This window comes from Massilia psychrophila (assembly GCF_002760665.1).
Lineage (GTDB): Bacteria > Pseudomonadota > Gammaproteobacteria > Burkholderiales > Burkholderiaceae_D > JAFCUW01.
Genome location: NZ_PDOB01000020.1, coordinates 1 through 16,378 on the forward strand (window position 1 = coordinate 1; position 16,378 = coordinate 16,378).

A 16,378-nucleotide genomic window follows, 5' to 3' on the forward strand; every position below is an offset into this window, starting at 1 on the left:
CGAACGGTCAGCCGCGGCGGCGGCCGGCGCCGGCACTCCGGGCGCCGGCCTTGGCGGCAGCGGCGCCACGGTGCCGAAAAACCTGCTGGGCAGCGACGCCGGCAACCGGGTGCGCGAACTGACGCGCGGCATCGATCTGTTGCAAGGCGCGCCGCCGCGCGGCGACCAGCGGGGCGGACGGCGCATGGTGGCCGGCGGCGCCGAGCGCGACGTCCCGCTGCGCATGTACGTCGAGAGCTTCCGCCAGAAAGTCGAGCGCAACGGCGGCCTGGGTTTTACGTCGCAAGATGGCGACCGGATCCGCATCGATCCGCTGGTGAGCGTGGCCTTGCGCAGCGATGGCAGCGTCGAGGACGTCACCATCGTGCGTTCCAGCGGCAATGCCGACACCGACAACGCGGTGCGCCGCATCATCCGGCTCAACGCCCGCTACTCGGCCTTCCCGCCGAATATCGCCGACAGATACGACGTCATCGAAGTACGCCGCATCTGGAGCTTCGCCGAGACGCTCAAGCTGCTGGAGGAACTGCGCTAACCTGGGTTTTGGTTGGGGCGAATCCGGCTGGTGCCGACGCTGGCCGGGGCTGCGGCAGCGCCGGTGGCACCACGATGTTGCCATTCAGCCGCAGGAACTTGAAGCCGGCCAGCTTCTGGCCGGGCTTGCCGGCGGCGGCGTTGCGTTCCTCGCGCGCGCGGGTGCGGGCAATAAAGGCGTCGAACGATTCTTCGCGCACTTGCGGCTCGGCCGAATGGAGGAAGTTGCGGACCCCGCCGGCGCCGGTCACCACCAGGCCGACGTGCGAGGCCCAGTGCTCGCCGCCGCGGGTCGAGATCACGTTGACGAAATCGCCGTCCTGCAGCTGGTCGGCAATCTGCGCCACTCGCCCGGTGGCGACGAACGCTTCGCGGCTGGTTTGCAGCGGCAGGTTGCTGTCGGTCTGGTGGCGCGTTTTCAAAAAGCGCGCGCGGTCGACCCGCAATGCGTACGCAGGTCCGTCAACGCCGGCCAGGTCAGCGCTGATGTCGGTCACCAGCCAGTTGTTGTTGGTATTCCAGTCGACTTCGGTGTAGTGATTGCGGCTTGCCACGCCGACCACCCCATCCTTGTAGCGGATCCGCTGCAGCATCCAGAAAAACTCTTCCCACGACTGGCTCAACGCCATCGCGTACGTATGTTCGGCAAACACCACGCAATCGCTCTGCTCGAGGCTGAACATCGGCAAAGTGTCGTGTAATTGGTACGGAAATTCGCCAAGCAGGTTCAGCTTGTACGGTTGGCCGATGTTGCGCCGGCCAATTGCGGCAATGCGTTTGCGCAGGTCCGGCTCGCCCTGGTGGACGGCGGCGATGTAGCGGCCCGCTTCAACCGGACTCATCTGGTAGACCGGTTTTTCCGCCCGGCTGGCGCTGCCCGCCGACGCGTCGGCATGGGGCGTGGCCGGGGCAACGGCAGGGCGAGTCGCGCAGCCGGCAATCGAGATGGCGGCGGCGGTGAACAGCAGGGCGGCTAATCGCATGAAAGTTCCTGGCACGTGGGAGTTGCATCCTAACCCCTTGCGTGCCGCTTGGAAAAGAAAATTTATTCTGAATGCACGCGCTTTGGTGGCACCGGGCCGGCCCTGCATTCCGCCAGGTTATGGGCTAAACAATATAAGTGATTATTCATTCAAATGACCATCGTCAATACTTTCCCTTAGGTCGGGGACACCGGCATTCACTTCGCATAAAAATCAGGAGACGATTCAATGATGTTCAAACAAAAGCCGGTGGCTGCCGCTGTATCGATGGCCTTGTGGAGCCTGGCGGCCATGCCGGCGGTGGCGCAGACCGAAGCCGCGCCCCAGATGCAAACCGTCGAAGTGAGCGGTATCCGCACTTCGATGGCCAAGTCGCTCAGCGTCAAGAAAAATGCAAGCGCCAACGTCGAGGTCATCACGGCCGAAGACGTCGGCAAGATGCCGGACAAGAATCTGGCCGATTCGCTGCAGCGCCTGCCTGGTGTCGCCGTGCGTACCGACTACGATGAAGCAGAAAAAGTGTCGATGCGCGGCACCAATCCCGACATGTCGCTGATCCTGTTCAACGGCCACACCGTCAGCGGCGGCGACTGGTATGTCGCCGACCAGGGTTCGAGCAGCCGCAGCACCAGCCTGTCGCTGATGCCGTCGTCGGTGCTGAACCAGGCGATCGTCTTCAAGACGTCGCAAGCGAACATTGCCGACGGCGGCCTGGCCGGCACCATCAACGTGACGACCTGCAAGCCGCTGGACAAAAAGGACAAATTCAGCGGCACGATAGCGATCGGCGCGGCCTACGCCCAGTTGCCCGACAAGATCACCCCAGACCTGAACGTCAACGCCACGTGGCAAAACGACGCCGGTACCATGGGCGTCATCGTCCAGGGATTCAAGGAAAAACGCTACAGCCGGCGCGACTCCACTTCGCGCTTCGCCTACGGCGCCAGCAGCGGCTGGGACGTCATCAACACCGCTACCATGAAGGGCATCATCGACGAATCGCTGGCTGGGACCGGCCTCAAGGCTGCTGATCTCAATGGCGTGCGCATGCCGGGCAGCATGTCATCGGAATTCGTCGAAGGCGAGCGCGCCCGCAAAGGCGGCATGATGTCGGTCCAGTTCAAGCCGAACAGGGACCTGGACATCACCGCGACCGGTTTTTACTCGTCGATGGATGCGAACAACCACGGCCGGCTTACCTCGGGCGCGATGTACAGCATGCTGCTCGGTAAGAACGAACCGGTAGGAGCAGTTACGGCCGCCGCGATGCCGACGTCGTCGAACGGCCAGCAGGTTTTCGCCCAGATCAAAAATCCGGTGATCGTCAATCAAACCTCGATCTACGGCTTGCCGTTGAAAGTACTGAAAAGCGCCGATATCGTCTTCCCGGCCGGCACCACCCCGCAGTACGTCGGCAACTCGGAAGGCTTCTACCGCGATGGCGCCAACGCCACCAGCGCGTTCCTCGACCTCGACGCCAAATACCGCGTCAACAGCGAGCTGAGCGTCAAGGGCTTGGCCAGCGTGACGCGCGGCGAGGGCAAGACCGTGCTCGACCAGGGCCTGACCTTCGCCCGTTACGGCACCGGCATCAGCTACGCCCTGAACGGCATCGGCAATCCGCCCGATTCGCAGTATTTCGGCACCGGTACCAACACCCCTGGCCTGAACCCGGACGGCAGCGGCTACAAGCTGGTCGGCTTGGCCGCCTCCGGCATCAAGACGGTCGACCGCGAACACAGCTTGCAGTTCGACGCGGAATACAAGATTGACAAGAGCTTCCTGCAGTCGATCGAATCGGGCGTGCGCTATTCCGACCATAAGCGCACCAGCGGCCGTTACAATCCGGCGCTGCGCGGCGGCTTGCCGGCGGCGCCGACCACCGGCGTGATGCCGTACCCGTCCGACTTCGGCAGCGGCCTGGGCAACGCCAACTGGGACAACACCGGCTTCACCTACGACCCGGCCACGGTGAAAGCCTATATTGCGGCCATTACCAAGACCACCACGCCGGAATTCGAGCGCCGCGTAGCCAGCGAAATCGACATGCGCGAACGCCAGAGCGCCGTTTACCTGATGGCCAACCTGGAACTGGACAAATGGTCGGGCAACCTCGGCCTGCGTTTCGTGCGTACTGAAGTGGACGCTAACATTTCGACGCCGATCCCGACCAATACCTGCAAGCGTACCGAGCCGGGCAAGCCTGCCGTGCCGTGCGCCGCCTATCCGACCGCAATCACCACCGCCGGCGACGGCGCATCCTACCGGGACAACGTGGCGTTCGATCCGAATGGCGGCGTGCTGTACTACAAGACGCCAACCAACCGCGCCTTCACCAACCTGCTGCCCAGCCTGAACCTGCGCTACGAGATGGACACGGACATGATCGTGCGTTTCGGCGCCAGTCGCACCCTCGGGCGCCAGAACTACAACGTGCTCGGAACCGGTTTTGGCGCGCCGACTTGCATCGCCAGCGGTTGCACCGTCAACGGCCCGAACCCGAACCTGCGCCCGTTGCTGTCGGATAATATCGACCTGGCGTGGTCCTGGTACTTCAAGCCGCGTTCGCTGATATCGGTCAACGTGTTCCATTCGAAGATTGATGGTTACGTGAAGACCGGCACGGCGTCGCAGATCACGGTCGACCTGGTCGATCCGCGCGACCAGAAAGTCAAGCCGTTTTTCGTGAACACCTCAAGCCAGCAAGGCGCCAAGATCAGCGGCATCGAACTGGCGTACGAGCAGCCGGTATGGGGCGGTTTCGGCTTCCAGTCCAACGTTAGCCGCGCCAGGACAAAGGTCGACGATGGCCGCCCGATGGTCGGCGCGTCCGAATGGGCGGCCAACGTCGGCGGTTACTTCGAGAACGACGACCTGAGTGCTCGCCTGGTCTACAACTACCGCGGCAAGTACGTCAGCAGCAGCACCGCGCCGGCGCCGACCTCCAACAGCCAGGGCCTGTCGGTGATCAACGGTGTGGCGATGCCGACCGCGCCGACCATCGCCGCCGGCGTGTCGACCCTGGCGTTCTCGCTGAACTACAACATCAGCAAGAATCTGGTGGCGTCGTTTGATGCCACCAATTTGCTCAACACGGCGCGCGCGCAGTATCGCTACAGCGAAGAAGAACCGCAAAAGCTCGACGTCAGCGGCCGCCAGTTCTACCTGAACCTGAAATACAAGTTCTGATGTGAAGCGGTAGTGGTAGCAAGTAAAAAATGAAAAGGGTGCTTCGGCTCCCTTTTTTTACGCGTTTTCGAAAATATATTGGGCTTGCGTTATCGAAACCGTGTTGAAAGTGCGGCATCTAACGGTTAAGCCAAGCGTGCGCGGATAAGATGAAGCCGTGTGAGTGACGCCCCTTGTCGAACGACCCAAGGAAGGCGAAAACATCAACAGGTGAGCCGGTCGCCTCAAGGACCGGCACCAGATATCACGGGGTTGCGCAGGCGTTTGCGCAGTACCGAACAATGGCAGCATCTGATAATGGCAGCGCAGACCTCATGTCCACCAATGCTCATCCCACCAAGTTTCTCGTGCGCGAATACCTGGAGCGCCGCGCGCATGATCCCGCGCCGCCTGCGGCTGCAGTTTCCACATCCAACAAACGGGCGATGATTGACTTGGTTGCGGGAACCAAGACCGATACCATCGTGTCAAAGCCTTCGACACACCAGGAGGATTGCCCATGACCAAGCGTATTGGAAACAAAGACGAAGCCCAACATCGCGGCAAGCAGGAAAAGAAAGACATCAAGGCTGCCAACAAGGCGCGCGAGTTGGTCAAGCAGGCCATTGCGCGGGCCAGGTACCAAAACCAGGTACGGAACCAGCCCATGGCATCGCACTTGCCGCCGGCATAACCGTTCGTCTGTTTTTCAGTAGCCCACCCTGGCAACGCGGTGGGTTTTTTTACGCCCGGTTAGGCCCGCTTATGCCCGCTTAGGCCCGTTTTTGCCTATTTATGCCTGTTTTTTTCCCGTCCGCCGACCGCCAGCCGCCACTCACCGAAAATCCCTGTCGCCCGGATGGCGCCCGCGGTATTGTGGCGTTCTCTGACAACGGGAGCGATCGTGAACACTATTCATTCTTACCAATGGCGCAAGCAATTGATGTGGGGGCTGCTGCTGATCGGGCTGGGCGGCGCTTTCCTGCTTGACCAGATGGGCGTCGTCGAGATAGTTGAGCTGTGGCATTATTGGCCGCTGATCCTGGTAGTGATCGGCATTAACAAGATGATCGGCTATCCGACCGCCGCCGACTTTACCAGCGGGCTGTGGACGATGTTCATCGGCCTGTGGCTGTTTGCCAACTTCGAGCGTGCGTTCGGGATGACGTTTTGGACCAGCTGGCCGTACCTCATCATCGCCTGGGGCGTCACGCTGATCCTCAAGCCGTTCATCCGCGCGCGCTTCGCCATCAATCCACCAACCGGGGAGTCTGGCCATGAAAACTGAAATGCCAAGCAAGAATGTGTCGCGCCAGGTGATCCTCGGCATGCTGGTGATCGGCATGGGGCTGCTGTTCCTGCTCGACAACATGAACATCTGGAATTTCGGTCGCGCCCTGTCGTTCTGGCCGATGGCGTTCATCGTGGTCGGCGTCATCAAGCTGTGCGACACCAACAGCTCGGACGGCGTTATTCTCGGCGGCGCGCTGATCCTGGTCGGCGTGCTGATGATGCTGGACCGGCTTGGCCTGGTGTATTTCAGCTGGCGCACGATCTGGCCGGTGATGCTCATTGCGCTGGGCGGCTCGGTGGTGTACCGCGCCGTCGCCGGGCGGCGCCTGGTCGGCTCGTCGGCAAAAGACGCGGTCGGGTCCGACGACGTCGTCGATGTCACTGCCATCCTCGGCGGCTTCGAGCGCCGCATCAATACGGAGAACTTCAAGGGCGGCGAAATAACCGCCGTGATGGGCGGCTGCGAGCTCGACTTGCGCGGCTCGTCGATCGACGGCGAAGCGGTGATCAATGTGTTCGTCATGTGGGGCGGTATCACCCTCAAGTGCCCGCCGGATTGGACGATCGTGTTGCACGGTACGCCGATCATGGGCGGCTTCACCGAGAAGACCGCGCCGCCGCCGGACAACAGCAAGCGCCTGATCGTGCGTGGTCACGCCATTATAGGCGGTGTGGAAGTTCGCAACTGATGCAGGGACCGTTCGCCAGCAGGCGTGGCGCCGCACTGTTCACACGCTCGGCCTGGAGGCGCACCGCAAGGTCAGCCTCGACGCCGAGGTGACGCTGGCGCTGCATTTCCTGGCGACCGAACAGGTGCGCTTCGGCGAACGGCTGGTGGTCAAACGCGACGTGGCGATCGACGCGCTGGCCTGCCTGCTGCCGCCGCTGATCCTGCAGCCGCTGGTCGAGAACGCGGTCAAGCACGGCATCGGCAATTTGACTGAAGGCGGTGCGGTGCGCATTCATGCCGCGCGCGCCGGCTCGCAGTTGCGGCTCAGCGTGGAAAATGACGTCGATGCCGCCCAGCCGACGGCATCGCGCAACGGCATTGGCCTGGCCAACGTGCGCCAGCGGCTTGCCGCGGCTTACGGCGAGCAGGCCGCGATCCACTGGTCGCGCAGCGGTAACCGGTTCCGGGTCGAGCTGACGATTCCGTTCGAAACAAAGGACGAAATCAAGGGCGCATCGACATGCGGGTGATCATCGTCGACGACGAACAACTGGCGCGCGGCGTGCTGCGCGAATACCTCGGCGCGCATGCCGACATCGACATCGTCGGCGAATGCGCCAACGGCTTCGAAGCGGTCAAGGCGATCGCCGAATTGCAGCCGGACCTGGCGTTCCTCGACATCCAGATGCCGAAACTGAACGGCTTTGAGGTGTTGGAACTGGCAGGCCAGGCACCAGCAATACGCGTCATTTTCGTCACCGCCTTCGAGCAGTACGCCATCAAGGCGTTTGAGGTGCACGCGATCGATTATCTGCTCAAGCCGTTCAGCCAGCAGCGGCTCGATGTGGCGCTGGCGCACGCGCGCGCCGGTCCAGTGCAGGCTACCGCCGACATCGACGTCATCGAGGCGCAGGACGATTACGTGTGCATCAGCACGGGCGGCAAGGCGTGGCTGAAGAACCAGCGCCTGGCCGAGCTCGAGGTACTGCTCGATGCGGGGCGCTTCGTGCGCATCCATCGCTCATACATCGTCAACATCGAGCGCATGAGCCGGATCGAGCCGGCGGGCAAGGACAGCCATTGCGTGGTGCTGCAAGATGGGCGACGTGTTCCGGTCAGCCGCAGCGGGTATCAGAAGCTGCGGGCGCTGCTGGGATAGAAGCGAAATGGGGTCCCCGCGTGCGCGAGGACGACGACCTTACCCCTTCGTCCCCGCGTGCGCGAGGACGACGACCTTACCCCGTCGTCCTCGCGCACGCGGGGACCCCATTGACTACGCCGTGCCAAGTCCCCACCACTTTGGCAGCAGCGCCTGCACATCCGGCTGCGAAAACCGGTCGTCGATCAGGACCACCACGCCGCGGTCGCCGCTGGTGCGGATCACCCGTCCCGCCGCCTGCACCACTTTCTGGATCCCCGGATACAGGTAGGTGTAGTCGTAGCCGGCGCCGAACGTCGCCTCCATGCGCTGCCTCACCTGTTCGTTCACCGGATTCATTTGCGGAAGGCCAAGCGTGGCGATGAAGGCACCGATCAACCGCGCGCCGGGCAGGTCGATGCCTTCGCCGAAGGAGCCGCCCAGCACCGCGAAGCCGATGCCGCAGCTGTCGCTGGTGAAGCGCGCCAGGAAGGCCGCCCTTTCATTCTCATCCATCCGGCGCGACTGGCTGAACGCCGTAATTGCCGGATGCTGTTCGGCGAACGCCTGCGCCACCTGGTCGAGATAATCGAAGCTGCTGAAAAACGCCAGGTAGTTGCCCGGCGCGGCGCGGTACTGGGCGGCGATCAGTTCCGCGATCGGCGCCACCGAGCGGGCGCGGTGCTGGAAGCGGGTCGAGATGCGGTTCACCACGCGCACCTCGAGCTGGCCGGCGGAAAACGGCGATTCAACGTCGATCCACGCGGTGTCGGCCGGCATGCCGAGCGCGTCGCTGTAGTAGTGCCACGGACTGAGGGTGGCCGAAAACAGCGCGCTCGAATGGGCGGCGGCAAAGCGCGGCTTTAAAAAAGGCGCCGGCACGATGTTGCGGACGCAGAGGGTTGAGCCGTGTGTTTCGTCACGCGATACGTCGAACAGCGAGTGCGCGCCGAACGATTCGGCCAGGCGCGCGAAATGCAACGCATCGAAATAGAAACGCTGCAGCGCCGGTTCGAGCGGCGCCGGGTCCTCGGCCAGGAACTCGGTGATGTCGCCGGCCGCCGCCTGCAGGTTGGCGAGCAGCTTGCCTGGTAGTTCCGGCATCACCTGGTAGGGCGCGGCGCAAGCCTTGTCGAGTTCAGTCCAGCTGCGGGCGACCCGATCCAGCGATTTTTTCAACGCCGGCGTGGCCAGGGCGCGCGCCGCCCGCAAGCTTGCGCGCGAAAGCTCGGCCGAATACATTGCGCGGGCGCGCGCGACCAGGTTGTGCGCTTCGTCGACCAGCACGCTGATCCGCCAGCCGTTGGCCGTGGAGAGGGCGTACAGCATCGCGCCGCCATCGAAGTAATAGTTGTAGTCGCCGACGATGACGTCGGCCCATTTGGCCATCTCGGTGCCCAGGTAATAGGGACAGACGCCGTGCGCCAGCGCGGCCGTTCGCAGCGATGCCCGGTCCATCACCGGTAATGCCGCGGCCGCGCTGCGCGCTTGCGGCAGGCGGTCGTAGAATCCCTTGGCCAGCGGGCAGGAGTCGCCGTGGCAAGCCTTGTCGGGGTGCTCGCAGGCCTTGTCGCGCGCGGCCAGTTCGAGCACCCGCAATGGAATAGTGCGCGTGCCGGACCGGATGGTGGCCAGCGCGTCGAGCGCCAGCTGGCGGCCCGGCGTTTTCGCGGCCAGATAAAACACCTTGTCGAGCTGCTGGCCCGGTGCCGCCTTCAGTACCGGGAACAGGCTGCCGACGGTCTTGCCGATGCCGGTCGGCGCCTGTGCCAGCACGCAGCGAGCGCTGCTGTTGGCGCGGAAGATGGTTTCGGCCAGGTGGCGCTGGCCGGGGCGAAATTGCGCATGCGGGAACTGCAAATTGCTCAAAGATTCATTGCGCGCGCCGCGGTGCGCCAGTTCCTGGCCGGCCCAGGCGACAAAGCGCTCGCACTGGCCGGCGAACAGCGCGGCCAGCTCAAGCGCCGAGGCGGTTTCGCGCAGTACGGTCTCGCTCTGGCGGGCGATGTCGAAATAGACCAGGGCCAGATTGACCTGCTCGAGGCCGCGCGCCTGGCACAGCAGGTGGCCGTAGACCCGCAACTGGGCCCAGTGCAGATGGCGGTGGCGTTCGGGCAAACTGTCCAAGCGGCCGCGGTAGGTCTTGATTTCTTCCAGCAGGTTCTGGTCCGGGTCGTAGCCGTCGGCGCGCCCGCGTACCAGCAACTGCCCGTGGCTGCCGGACAGGGCTACCTCGGCCTGGTAGGCCGGGCCGCGCCGCGCCGTCACCACTGCATGGCCGTTGATGCCTTCGAGGGCGGTGGGTGAGGGCGTGAAGCGCAGGTCGAGGTCGCCCGCCTTGGCGGTGAAGTCGCACAGCGCGCGCACCGCCACGACGTAACGCGCGACGCAGCTCACGCTCACCCTTGCGCCTCGATCCATTCGAGATAGCACACCGAGACCGGCATCCGGTGGGTGGCGCAGTAGTCGATCCAGCGCAATTGGTTGTCCTGCAGGCGGTCGCCCGGGCCCTTCACCTCGATCATGCTGTAGCGCCGCTCGGCCGGCCAGAATTGAATCAGGTCGGGGAAGCCGGTGCGGTTGGCCTGGACGTCTTGCAGGATGCGTTCGAACATTTTCTTCAGGTCGCGGGCGGAAATGCAGGTCAGTGCCAGTTCGAGCAGCTCGGCGCTGATGGCGTCCCAGGCGACAAAGGGCGACATGATGCCGGCCTTGGCGGCGAAATTGGCGCGGATGGTATCGCGCCAGAGCTCGCCGTCGAGTTCGGCCAGGCAGGCGCCGAATTCGCCCGCGCGGCGCTGGAAGAAGTCGAGGCTGTACAGGTCGGCCGGTCCGCGGTGGAACGGGTGAAAAAAGGCGCCCGGGATGGCGCTGAAAACGGCGCGCCAGCACAACAGGCCGAACAAGGCGTTGATCAGCGTGTTTTCGACGTAGAACACGGGGGCACCGGGGGCATCGGGGGTACCAACGCGCGCCAGATGGTCGCGCACGGCGCCCTCGACCCAGCGGCCAGTGACCGGCACCGGCAACCGCAGTTCGAGCGTGGCGACGACGGGCGGGCGCGGCGCGCGGGTGGTCGGGCGGCCCAGTCGGCGCGTCAGCCGCGGCGAGATGCGCAGCAGTTGCTGGCGCTCGGCGTCGCTTTCAAGCGCGCCCTGGGCCGCCAGCAGCAGTTGGTAAGCCTGGGCATATTGCTTGTTCTTTTCGAGTACGCGGATGGCGCGCGCCCGCGCGCCGGGAAAGCTGCAGTGCGCGTACAGGTCGTAGGCGTCACTCCACTGTTTGCGTTGTTCATAGTGCCGGGCGATCTGGAACACCAGGCGTTCGCGCCGGCTGTTGAGCCAGTCGTTCTCGAACGGCGCCGACGGCAGCAGCAGCTGCAGGTCGCCCAGGTTGTCACTTAACCCGTCGTTGGCGCGGAATTTTTCCTTGCAGTGATGTAGTTCAAGGTAGCGGTCGATGTCGGCGCGGCTACGAAAGCCGCGCGAGGCGGCCGAGAACTCGACCGTTTCGTAGCGGCACAGGCCGAGATCCGACAGCACGAACTCGGTCCAGTCCTGGCGAAAATTGCCGAAAAAGATCAACCGCAGGCGGTCGCACAGCGGCTTGACGCTGATCTGGAAAACATGGTCGCCGCTGTTGCTGTGCCAGGCCGAAAACCGGCGCGCGTCAGTAAAACCGGGGCGCAGCGCCGCCAGCACGTCGCCCTTGCGGCCAGATAGCTGGTGCGCCGGCACGCCGAACAGGGAGCCGATCTCGGGTTTGGACAAGAGCTCGAACAAGTCGTCGATTGAAAGCACCGGGTCGGGCTCGACCCAAGCGGGCGGCAGGTAGCGCGCGGCCTCGACCGGGCAGCCGATCTCGGCATAGTTGAGCTTGCTGGCGCGGAACAGGCTGCCCTTGCGCATGACCATGCGGACGAACAAGGCGCGCGACGGCTGCGGCAGCACCGCGAAGGTGGCAAGAAAGTCCCGCTCGTCGTCGGTCAAAAGGTCGTTGTAGCGCTCGCCGATCCAGTCCAGTACGCGCTGGAAGTTGTCCAGGTAGTAGAACTGGTTATCGAATACTTTGTTCATGTGGGACTGCCGCAATTCCTGGTGCTGCACTGTGCATACATACAGTATAACCGAAGAGGCGGGCAGTCCCCAGCAAAATCGGGCTGGCGTGCTTGAAATTCAGTCCGTGGCTTTCAGCGACGTCAGCGGGGCGGGAGCGAGGGCGCACTTTTTGCCGCCGCCGCAGCGGGCCGCTTCGAGCTGCGCCCGTTCGCCGGCATGGCGACTGGAATGTATGATGATCGCCGACAACAAGGCGACGTCGCTTTCGACGGCCGGGTCGAGCGCCGCGGCCGGGGCCCGCTCCGGCGCCGACGACGATTTCTTCGGCCGCGAAGCGTTTGCCACCAGAGCACGTACCGGCGCCGGCTTGACTGCGACAACCGGGGTGCTCTTGCGCGGCGCGATGGCTGCCGGCCCGGCCGCGACCGCCTTGACCGGCGCCGGCTTGAGCATGACCAGCGACGGCCGGGCGGGAGCATCGGTACGGGCTGGCCGCGCATCGACGACCGTGGCCGGCAGCTGCGGTTGGGCCGGCATAGAGGCGGGGATGGGCGTGGGCGCGAGTGCGGGTAGCGGCGCGAAGCCAGCGTCGTTGCCGGCCAAGATTGGCGGGCGCGCGCCGTACGCATCGGGCGCTGCCTTCGATTCGGCCAGCGCCGGCTGGCGCGCCGGGATGTTTTCGCGCGCCGGTCGGTCGGGGTGGCTCTCCGTATGGATGAGCCCCCTGTTTTGAATCGATGGGAGTTCAGATGAAAGAAATTGCATCGGCCGATACGCGCGGATTTCTCATGTTGCCGCAAGGGCCTGAACAAGTTGGGTACTACACCAATGGCACGCCTGGCGGCGGTGCTGCCCGGTTCGCCCACCCCACACTGCTTTCTTTGATCTGTAGAGTCGAAAGCTTTTGGCAAGCCGAGGACGGCCGAAAACTAGGAATTGGGCACATTAGCGTTGCCGGAGGCACAAAAATGAAGGATCACCGTTCTCATCGGGGTGGCCTGGACGTTGATGTGCGGCCTTTGCGGCAGGATGGAAACAACCTGCGCGTAACGCGGTTTGACAAGCTGTATGACCACGATGCAACCGCGAAGCTTGTCGATTTATTTCTGGATTCCGGCGAAGTCGATGTCGGGTATTTTAACCACCTCCGGATCCGTGGCGTCAAATTCCTGGTCGGTCACGATGACCATTTACAGTCATTGTCTTGCCGCTACCGGAAAGGTGCGGGCCATGCGTGCGATTTCGGCCTGGACCTGACGACCGGGAAAACCGTTCCCGGATCGACCTGCTGATCCATGAAAGGCTTTGTCCCCAGCTTGCTTGACCGCCTGTTCGGCGAACGCGCGCACAACGCTGCCAGCGGGGTCGTGTCGCGCCTGTCGATGGACCAGCTCAAGGACAGCGTTGCGCGCGACCTCGAGGCGCTGCTCAATACCCGTATCGGCATCGCCCCCGACATGCTCGAGCTCTTCCCCGAATGCCGCAAGTCGATCATCAGTTACGGCCTGATCGACTTCGCCGGCTTTTGCCTCTCCAGCACCGACGACCGCGCCGCCATCTGCGCCAGCCTGAAAGCGGCCATCGAGCAGCACGAGCCGCGCCTGCGCGAGGTCAGCGCATCGCTTGAACTCGAGCAGGGCAGCGTCAATCGCCTCAATTTCGTCATCAACGCCGTGCTGCAGGTGGAAGCTTCGGCCGAACCTGTCAACTTCAATGCGGTGCTGCAGCCGTCGTCGCTGCATTACTCGATCAGCAAGGCGGCGCGCACCGTGCGCACCTAGAAATCGATTTCAACTTCAAACCAACCGCGGCGCGGTGCTTGCCGGTGCCGCAACCGCTCACACCAAGGACGCCATCGATGGACATCAACCTGAAGACGCTGATTGGAAAACTCAACGACAGCAGCCGCACCGCCGCCACCCGCGCCGCCGGCATCTGCGTCGGCCAGGGACATTACGAGGTCGACATCGAACACCTGTTCCTGGCGCTGATCGAACAACCGAACTGCGACTTCGTGCGCATCGCCCATCAGTGCGGCATCAGCCTGACCGGCCTGGAGACCGACCTGCGCCACGAGATTGCGCGCTTTTCCACCGGCAGCGCGCGCACGCCGGTGTTTTCGAAGCATTTGCCGACGCTGTTCGAGCATGCCTGGCTGATCGCGTCGCTGGACGGCGCCGGCCCGCACCAGATCCGCAGCGGCCACTTGCTGCTGGCCTTGCTGACGGCGCCCGACCTGGCACAACTGGCCCGGCGCGGCTCGCCGCTGTTTGCCCAGGTGCCGGTCGAGCGCCTGAAGCACGACTTCGACAAGCTCACGCGCGGGTCAAGCGAAGCCGAGCCCACCACGGCCACTGCCACCAGCGCCGCCGGCGAGTTCGGCCCGGGCGACCCGGTGTCGGAACTGGATGCAAGCGCGGCGCACAAGACGCCGGCGCTGGACCAGTTCACCACCTGCCTGACCGCTCGCGCAAAGGCCGGCAAACTGGACCCGGTGATCGGCCGCGACCCGGAGATCCGCCAGGCGATCGACATCCTGATGCGGCGCCGCCAGAACAACCCGATCCTGACTGGCGAAGCGGGGGTCGGCAAGACCGCCGTGGTCGAAGGGCTGGCGCTGCGCATCGCCAGCGGCGACGTACCCGCAGTGCTGCGCGGGGTCGAGATCCATACGCTCGACATGGGCCTGCTGCAGGCCGGCGCCAGCGTCAAGGGCGAGTTCGAAAACCGCCTGAAGAACGTCATTACCGAGGTAAAAAAGAGCCCGCATGCCATCATCCTGTTCATCGATGAAGCGCACACCATGATCGGCGCCGGCGGCGCGGCCGGCCAGAACGACGCCGCCAACCTGCTCAAGCCGGCGCTGGCGCGCGGCGAACTGCGCACCATCGCGGCCACTACGTGGAGCGAATACAAAAAATACTTCGAAAAAGACGCCGCGTTGGCGCGCCGCTTCCAGGTCGTCAAGGTCGAGGAGCCGGACGAGGAGACCGCCTGCGCCATGCTGCGCGCGATGGCACCGCTGATGGAACAGCATTTCGGCGTGCGGGTCTATGACGACGCGATCGAAGCGGCGGTGCGGCTGTCGCACCGCTACATCAGCGGACGCCAGCTGCCCGACAAGGCCATCAGCGTGCTCGACACCGCCTGTGCCAAGGTGGCGCTGGGGCAGAATGCGACGCCGGCCCAGGTCGAAGCGCTGGTGCGCCGGATCGAGCGGATCGACGCCCAGTCGGCCGCTTTGACGCGCGAGGAAAGCGCCGGTGCCGATCATGGCGCCCGGCTGGCATCGCTGCGCGCACAGCGCATCGCCGCCACCGAGGAGCAGCGCCAGGTACAGAAACGCTGGGAGCGCGAGCAGGCCATCAACGCCGAGATACAGCGCCTGCGCAGCGGCCTGGAACTTGGCAGCGTTGAGGGCAGCACCGGCCAGAACGGCGCGCTACGCTCCCGGATCGATGAGCTGCGCGAAGTGCAGGGCGAGTCGCCGCTGGTGCCGGTGCAGGTCGACGGCCACGTGGTGGCCGAAATCGTCGCCAGCTGGACCGGCATTCCGCTCGGGCGCATGGTCAAGGACGAAATCAAGACGGTGATGAACCTGCAGGCGCTGCTGGAAGAGCGCATCCTCGGCCAGTCGCACGCCAGCGCCGCGGTGGCGCAGCGGGTGCGCACCGCGCGCGCCAACCTGGACGACCCGAACAAGCCGAAAGGCGTGTTCCTGTTTGTCGGCAGTTCCGGCATCGGCAAGACCGAGACCGCGCTGGCGCTGGCTGACCTGCTGTACGGCGGCGAGCGCAAGCTGATCACCATCAACATGAGCGAGTACCAGGAGGCGCACAGCGTGTCGGGCCTGAAGGGCTCGCCGCCAGGCTACGTCGGCTACGGCGAAGGCGGCGTGCTGACCGAGGCGGTGCGCCGCAATCCCTACAGCGTGGTGCTGCTCGACGAAGTCGAAAAAGCCCACGCCGACGTGCTCGAGCTGTTCTTCCAGGTGTTCGACAAGGGCGTGCTGGACGACGCCGAAGGGCGCCAGATCGATTTTCGCAACACCATCATCATCCTGACCTCGAACGTGGCATCAGGCCAGATGATGCAGGCCTGCCTGAACAAGAGCGCTAGCGAGCTGCCCAGCCCGGACCAGCTGGCCGAAATGATCCGCCCGCAGTTGATGAAGCATTTCAAGCCGGCCTTCCTCGGCCGCCTGGCGGTGGTGCCGTTTTATCCGATCGGCGACGACGTCCTGGCGCGTATCATCGGCCAGAAGCTCGACCGCATCGCGCGCCGTATCGACCATAATCACCATGCCAAATTTGACTACGACGACTCGCTCGTCAATGCGGTGCTGGCGCGCTGCACCGAAGTCGATTCGGGCGCGCGCAATGTCGACACCATCCTGAACGGCACGCTGCTGCCGGAGATCGCCGACAGCGTGCTGGCGAGGATGGCCGAAGGCGGCGCCATTGCGCGCATCAAGGTGAGCGCAACCAAGGCCGGCAAGTTCAAGTACACAATCGACCCGGCCTGAGGAGCGTTT

The 16,378-nt window shown here is 64.2% G+C and carries 15 protein-coding genes; 11 read left to right on the forward strand and 4 right to left on the reverse strand.

Annotation, left to right across the window (positions count from 1 at the left end):
* A partial coding sequence (locus CR103_RS13170) for a TonB family protein (RefSeq protein ID WP_143752600.1) occupies positions 1-535 on the forward strand: 535 nt, incomplete at its 5' end.
* Here the strand turns inward: CR103_RS13170 and CR103_RS13175 are convergent.
* Positions 510-1,517, reverse strand: coding sequence for an N-acetylmuramoyl-L-alanine amidase-like domain-containing protein (locus CR103_RS13175; RefSeq protein ID WP_099916446.1), 1,008 nt, complete (start codon positions 1,515-1,517; stop codon positions 510-512). The two genes, CR103_RS13170 and CR103_RS13175, sit on opposite strands and share 26 nt — an antisense overlap.
* 228 nt (positions 1,518-1,745) lie before the next feature.
* Between CR103_RS13175 and CR103_RS13180 the strand changes: the two genes are divergently transcribed.
* The 7 genes from CR103_RS13180 to CR103_RS13200 all read left to right on the forward strand — a co-directional run bounded on the left by CR103_RS13180 (position 1,746) and on the right by CR103_RS13200 (position 7,807).
* Positions 1,746-4,706: a TonB-dependent receptor gene (locus tag CR103_RS13180; protein ID WP_229443048.1), complete on the forward strand. Its 2,961-nt coding sequence runs from the start codon at positions 1,746-1,748 to the stop codon at positions 4,704-4,706.
* Between the two features lie 173 nt (positions 4,707-4,879).
* A complete protein-coding gene (locus CR103_RS23020; RefSeq protein WP_218968485.1) occupies positions 4,880-5,209 on the forward strand; it encodes a hypothetical protein in 330 nt (109 codons plus the stop codon).
* The gene (locus tag CR103_RS22725; protein WP_180279387.1) at positions 5,206-5,379 is read left to right on the forward strand and encodes a hypothetical protein; all 174 of its coding nucleotides are present in this window, start codon (positions 5,206-5,208) and stop codon (positions 5,377-5,379) included. The genes CR103_RS23020 and CR103_RS22725 overlap by 4 nt, the downstream gene beginning before the upstream one ends.
* 210 nt (positions 5,380-5,589) lie before the next feature.
* The gene (locus CR103_RS13185) at positions 5,590-5,973 is read left to right on the forward strand and encodes a LiaI-LiaF-like domain-containing protein (RefSeq protein WP_099916447.1); all 384 of its coding nucleotides are present in this window, start codon (positions 5,590-5,592) and stop codon (positions 5,971-5,973) included.
* Positions 5,963-6,667: a LiaI-LiaF-like domain-containing protein gene (locus CR103_RS13190; protein WP_099916448.1), complete on the forward strand. Its 705-nt coding sequence runs from the start codon at positions 5,963-5,965 to the stop codon at positions 6,665-6,667. The genes CR103_RS13185 and CR103_RS13190 overlap by 11 nt, the downstream gene beginning before the upstream one ends.
* Complete coding sequence (locus CR103_RS13195; RefSeq protein ID WP_099916449.1) at positions 6,648-7,178, forward strand: sensor histidine kinase; 531 nt, start codon at positions 6,648-6,650, stop codon at positions 7,176-7,178. The genes CR103_RS13190 and CR103_RS13195 overlap by 20 nt, the downstream gene beginning before the upstream one ends.
* Complete coding sequence (locus tag CR103_RS13200) at positions 7,169-7,807, forward strand: LytR/AlgR family response regulator transcription factor (protein ID WP_099916450.1); 639 nt, start codon at positions 7,169-7,171, stop codon at positions 7,805-7,807. Before CR103_RS13195 ends, CR103_RS13200 begins: the two co-directional genes overlap by 10 nt.
* 114 nt (positions 7,808-7,921) lie before the next feature.
* Here CR103_RS13200 and CR103_RS13205 read toward each other — a convergent pair whose 3' ends face one another.
* The 3 genes from CR103_RS13205 to CR103_RS22100 all read right to left on the reverse strand — a co-directional run bounded on the left by CR103_RS13205 (position 7,922) and on the right by CR103_RS22100 (position 12,609).
* Complete coding sequence (locus CR103_RS13205) at positions 7,922-10,207, reverse strand: ATP-dependent DNA helicase (protein ID WP_099916451.1); 2,286 nt, start codon at positions 10,205-10,207, stop codon at positions 7,922-7,924.
* A complete protein-coding gene (locus CR103_RS13210; protein ID WP_099916452.1) occupies positions 10,186-11,862 on the reverse strand; it encodes a VRR-NUC domain-containing protein in 1,677 nt (558 codons plus the stop codon). Before CR103_RS13210 ends, CR103_RS13205 begins: the two co-directional genes overlap by 22 nt.
* A 99-nt stretch (positions 11,863-11,961) precedes the next feature.
* Complete coding sequence (locus tag CR103_RS22100) at positions 11,962-12,609, reverse strand: hypothetical protein (protein ID WP_143752602.1); 648 nt, start codon at positions 12,607-12,609, stop codon at positions 11,962-11,964.
* Here CR103_RS22100 and CR103_RS13220 point away from each other — a divergent pair.
* From CR103_RS13220 to tssH, 3 genes are all read left to right on the forward strand, one after another.
* Positions 12,594-13,136 carry a penicillin-insensitive murein endopeptidase gene (locus CR103_RS13220; RefSeq protein WP_180279388.1) on the forward strand — a complete coding sequence of 181 codons (543 nt, stop codon included), beginning with the start codon at positions 12,594-12,596 and terminating at the stop codon, positions 13,134-13,136. The two genes, CR103_RS22100 and CR103_RS13220, sit on opposite strands and share 16 nt — an antisense overlap.
* Before the next feature lie 3 nt (positions 13,137-13,139).
* On the forward strand, positions 13,140-13,625 hold the full coding sequence (gene tssE, locus CR103_RS13225) for a type VI secretion system baseplate subunit TssE (protein WP_099916455.1): 486 nt from the start codon (positions 13,140-13,142) through the stop codon (positions 13,623-13,625).
* 77 nt (positions 13,626-13,702) lie between these two features.
* Entirely contained in the window at positions 13,703-16,369 is a 2,667-nt protein-coding gene (gene tssH / locus CR103_RS13230; RefSeq protein ID WP_099916456.1) for a type VI secretion system ATPase TssH, read from the forward strand.
* The last annotated feature ends 9 nt before the right edge of the window (positions 16,370-16,378 follow it).

Excerpts from the sequence above, each read along its gene's own strand:
- CR103_RS13210 (WP_099916452.1), bottom strand. The coding sequence starts at position 11,862 with ATGAACAAAGTATTCGATAACCAGTTCTACTACCTGGACAACTTCCAG.
- CR103_RS13220 (WP_180279388.1), top strand. The coding sequence starts at position 12,594 with ATGAAAGAAATTGCATCGGCCGATACGCGCGGATTTCTCATGTTGCCG.
- tssE (WP_099916455.1), top strand. The coding sequence starts at position 13,140 with ATGAAAGGCTTTGTCCCCAGCTTGCTTGACCGCCTGTTCGGCGAACGC.
- CR103_RS22725 (WP_180279387.1), top strand. The coding sequence starts at position 5,206 with ATGACCAAGCGTATTGGAAACAAAGACGAAGCCCAACATCGCGGCAAG.
- tssH (WP_099916456.1), top strand. The coding sequence starts at position 13,703 with ATGGACATCAACCTGAAGACGCTGATTGGAAAACTCAACGACAGCAGC.
- CR103_RS13200 (WP_099916450.1), top strand. The coding sequence starts at position 7,169 with ATGCGGGTGATCATCGTCGACGACGAACAACTGGCGCGCGGCGTGCTG.
- CR103_RS13205 (WP_099916451.1), bottom strand. The coding sequence starts at position 10,207 with ATGGATCGAGGCGCAAGGGTGAGCGTGAGCTGCGTCGCGCGTTACGTC.
- CR103_RS22100 (WP_143752602.1), bottom strand. The coding sequence starts at position 12,609 with ATGCAATTTCTTTCATCTGAACTCCCATCGATTCAAAACAGGGGGCTC.
- CR103_RS13175 (WP_099916446.1), bottom strand. The coding sequence starts at position 1,517 with ATGCGATTAGCCGCCCTGCTGTTCACCGCCGCCGCCATCTCGATTGCC.
- CR103_RS13180 (WP_229443048.1), top strand. The coding sequence starts at position 1,746 with ATGATGTTCAAACAAAAGCCGGTGGCTGCCGCTGTATCGATGGCCTTG.
- CR103_RS13190 (WP_099916448.1), top strand. The coding sequence starts at position 5,963 with ATGAAAACTGAAATGCCAAGCAAGAATGTGTCGCGCCAGGTGATCCTC.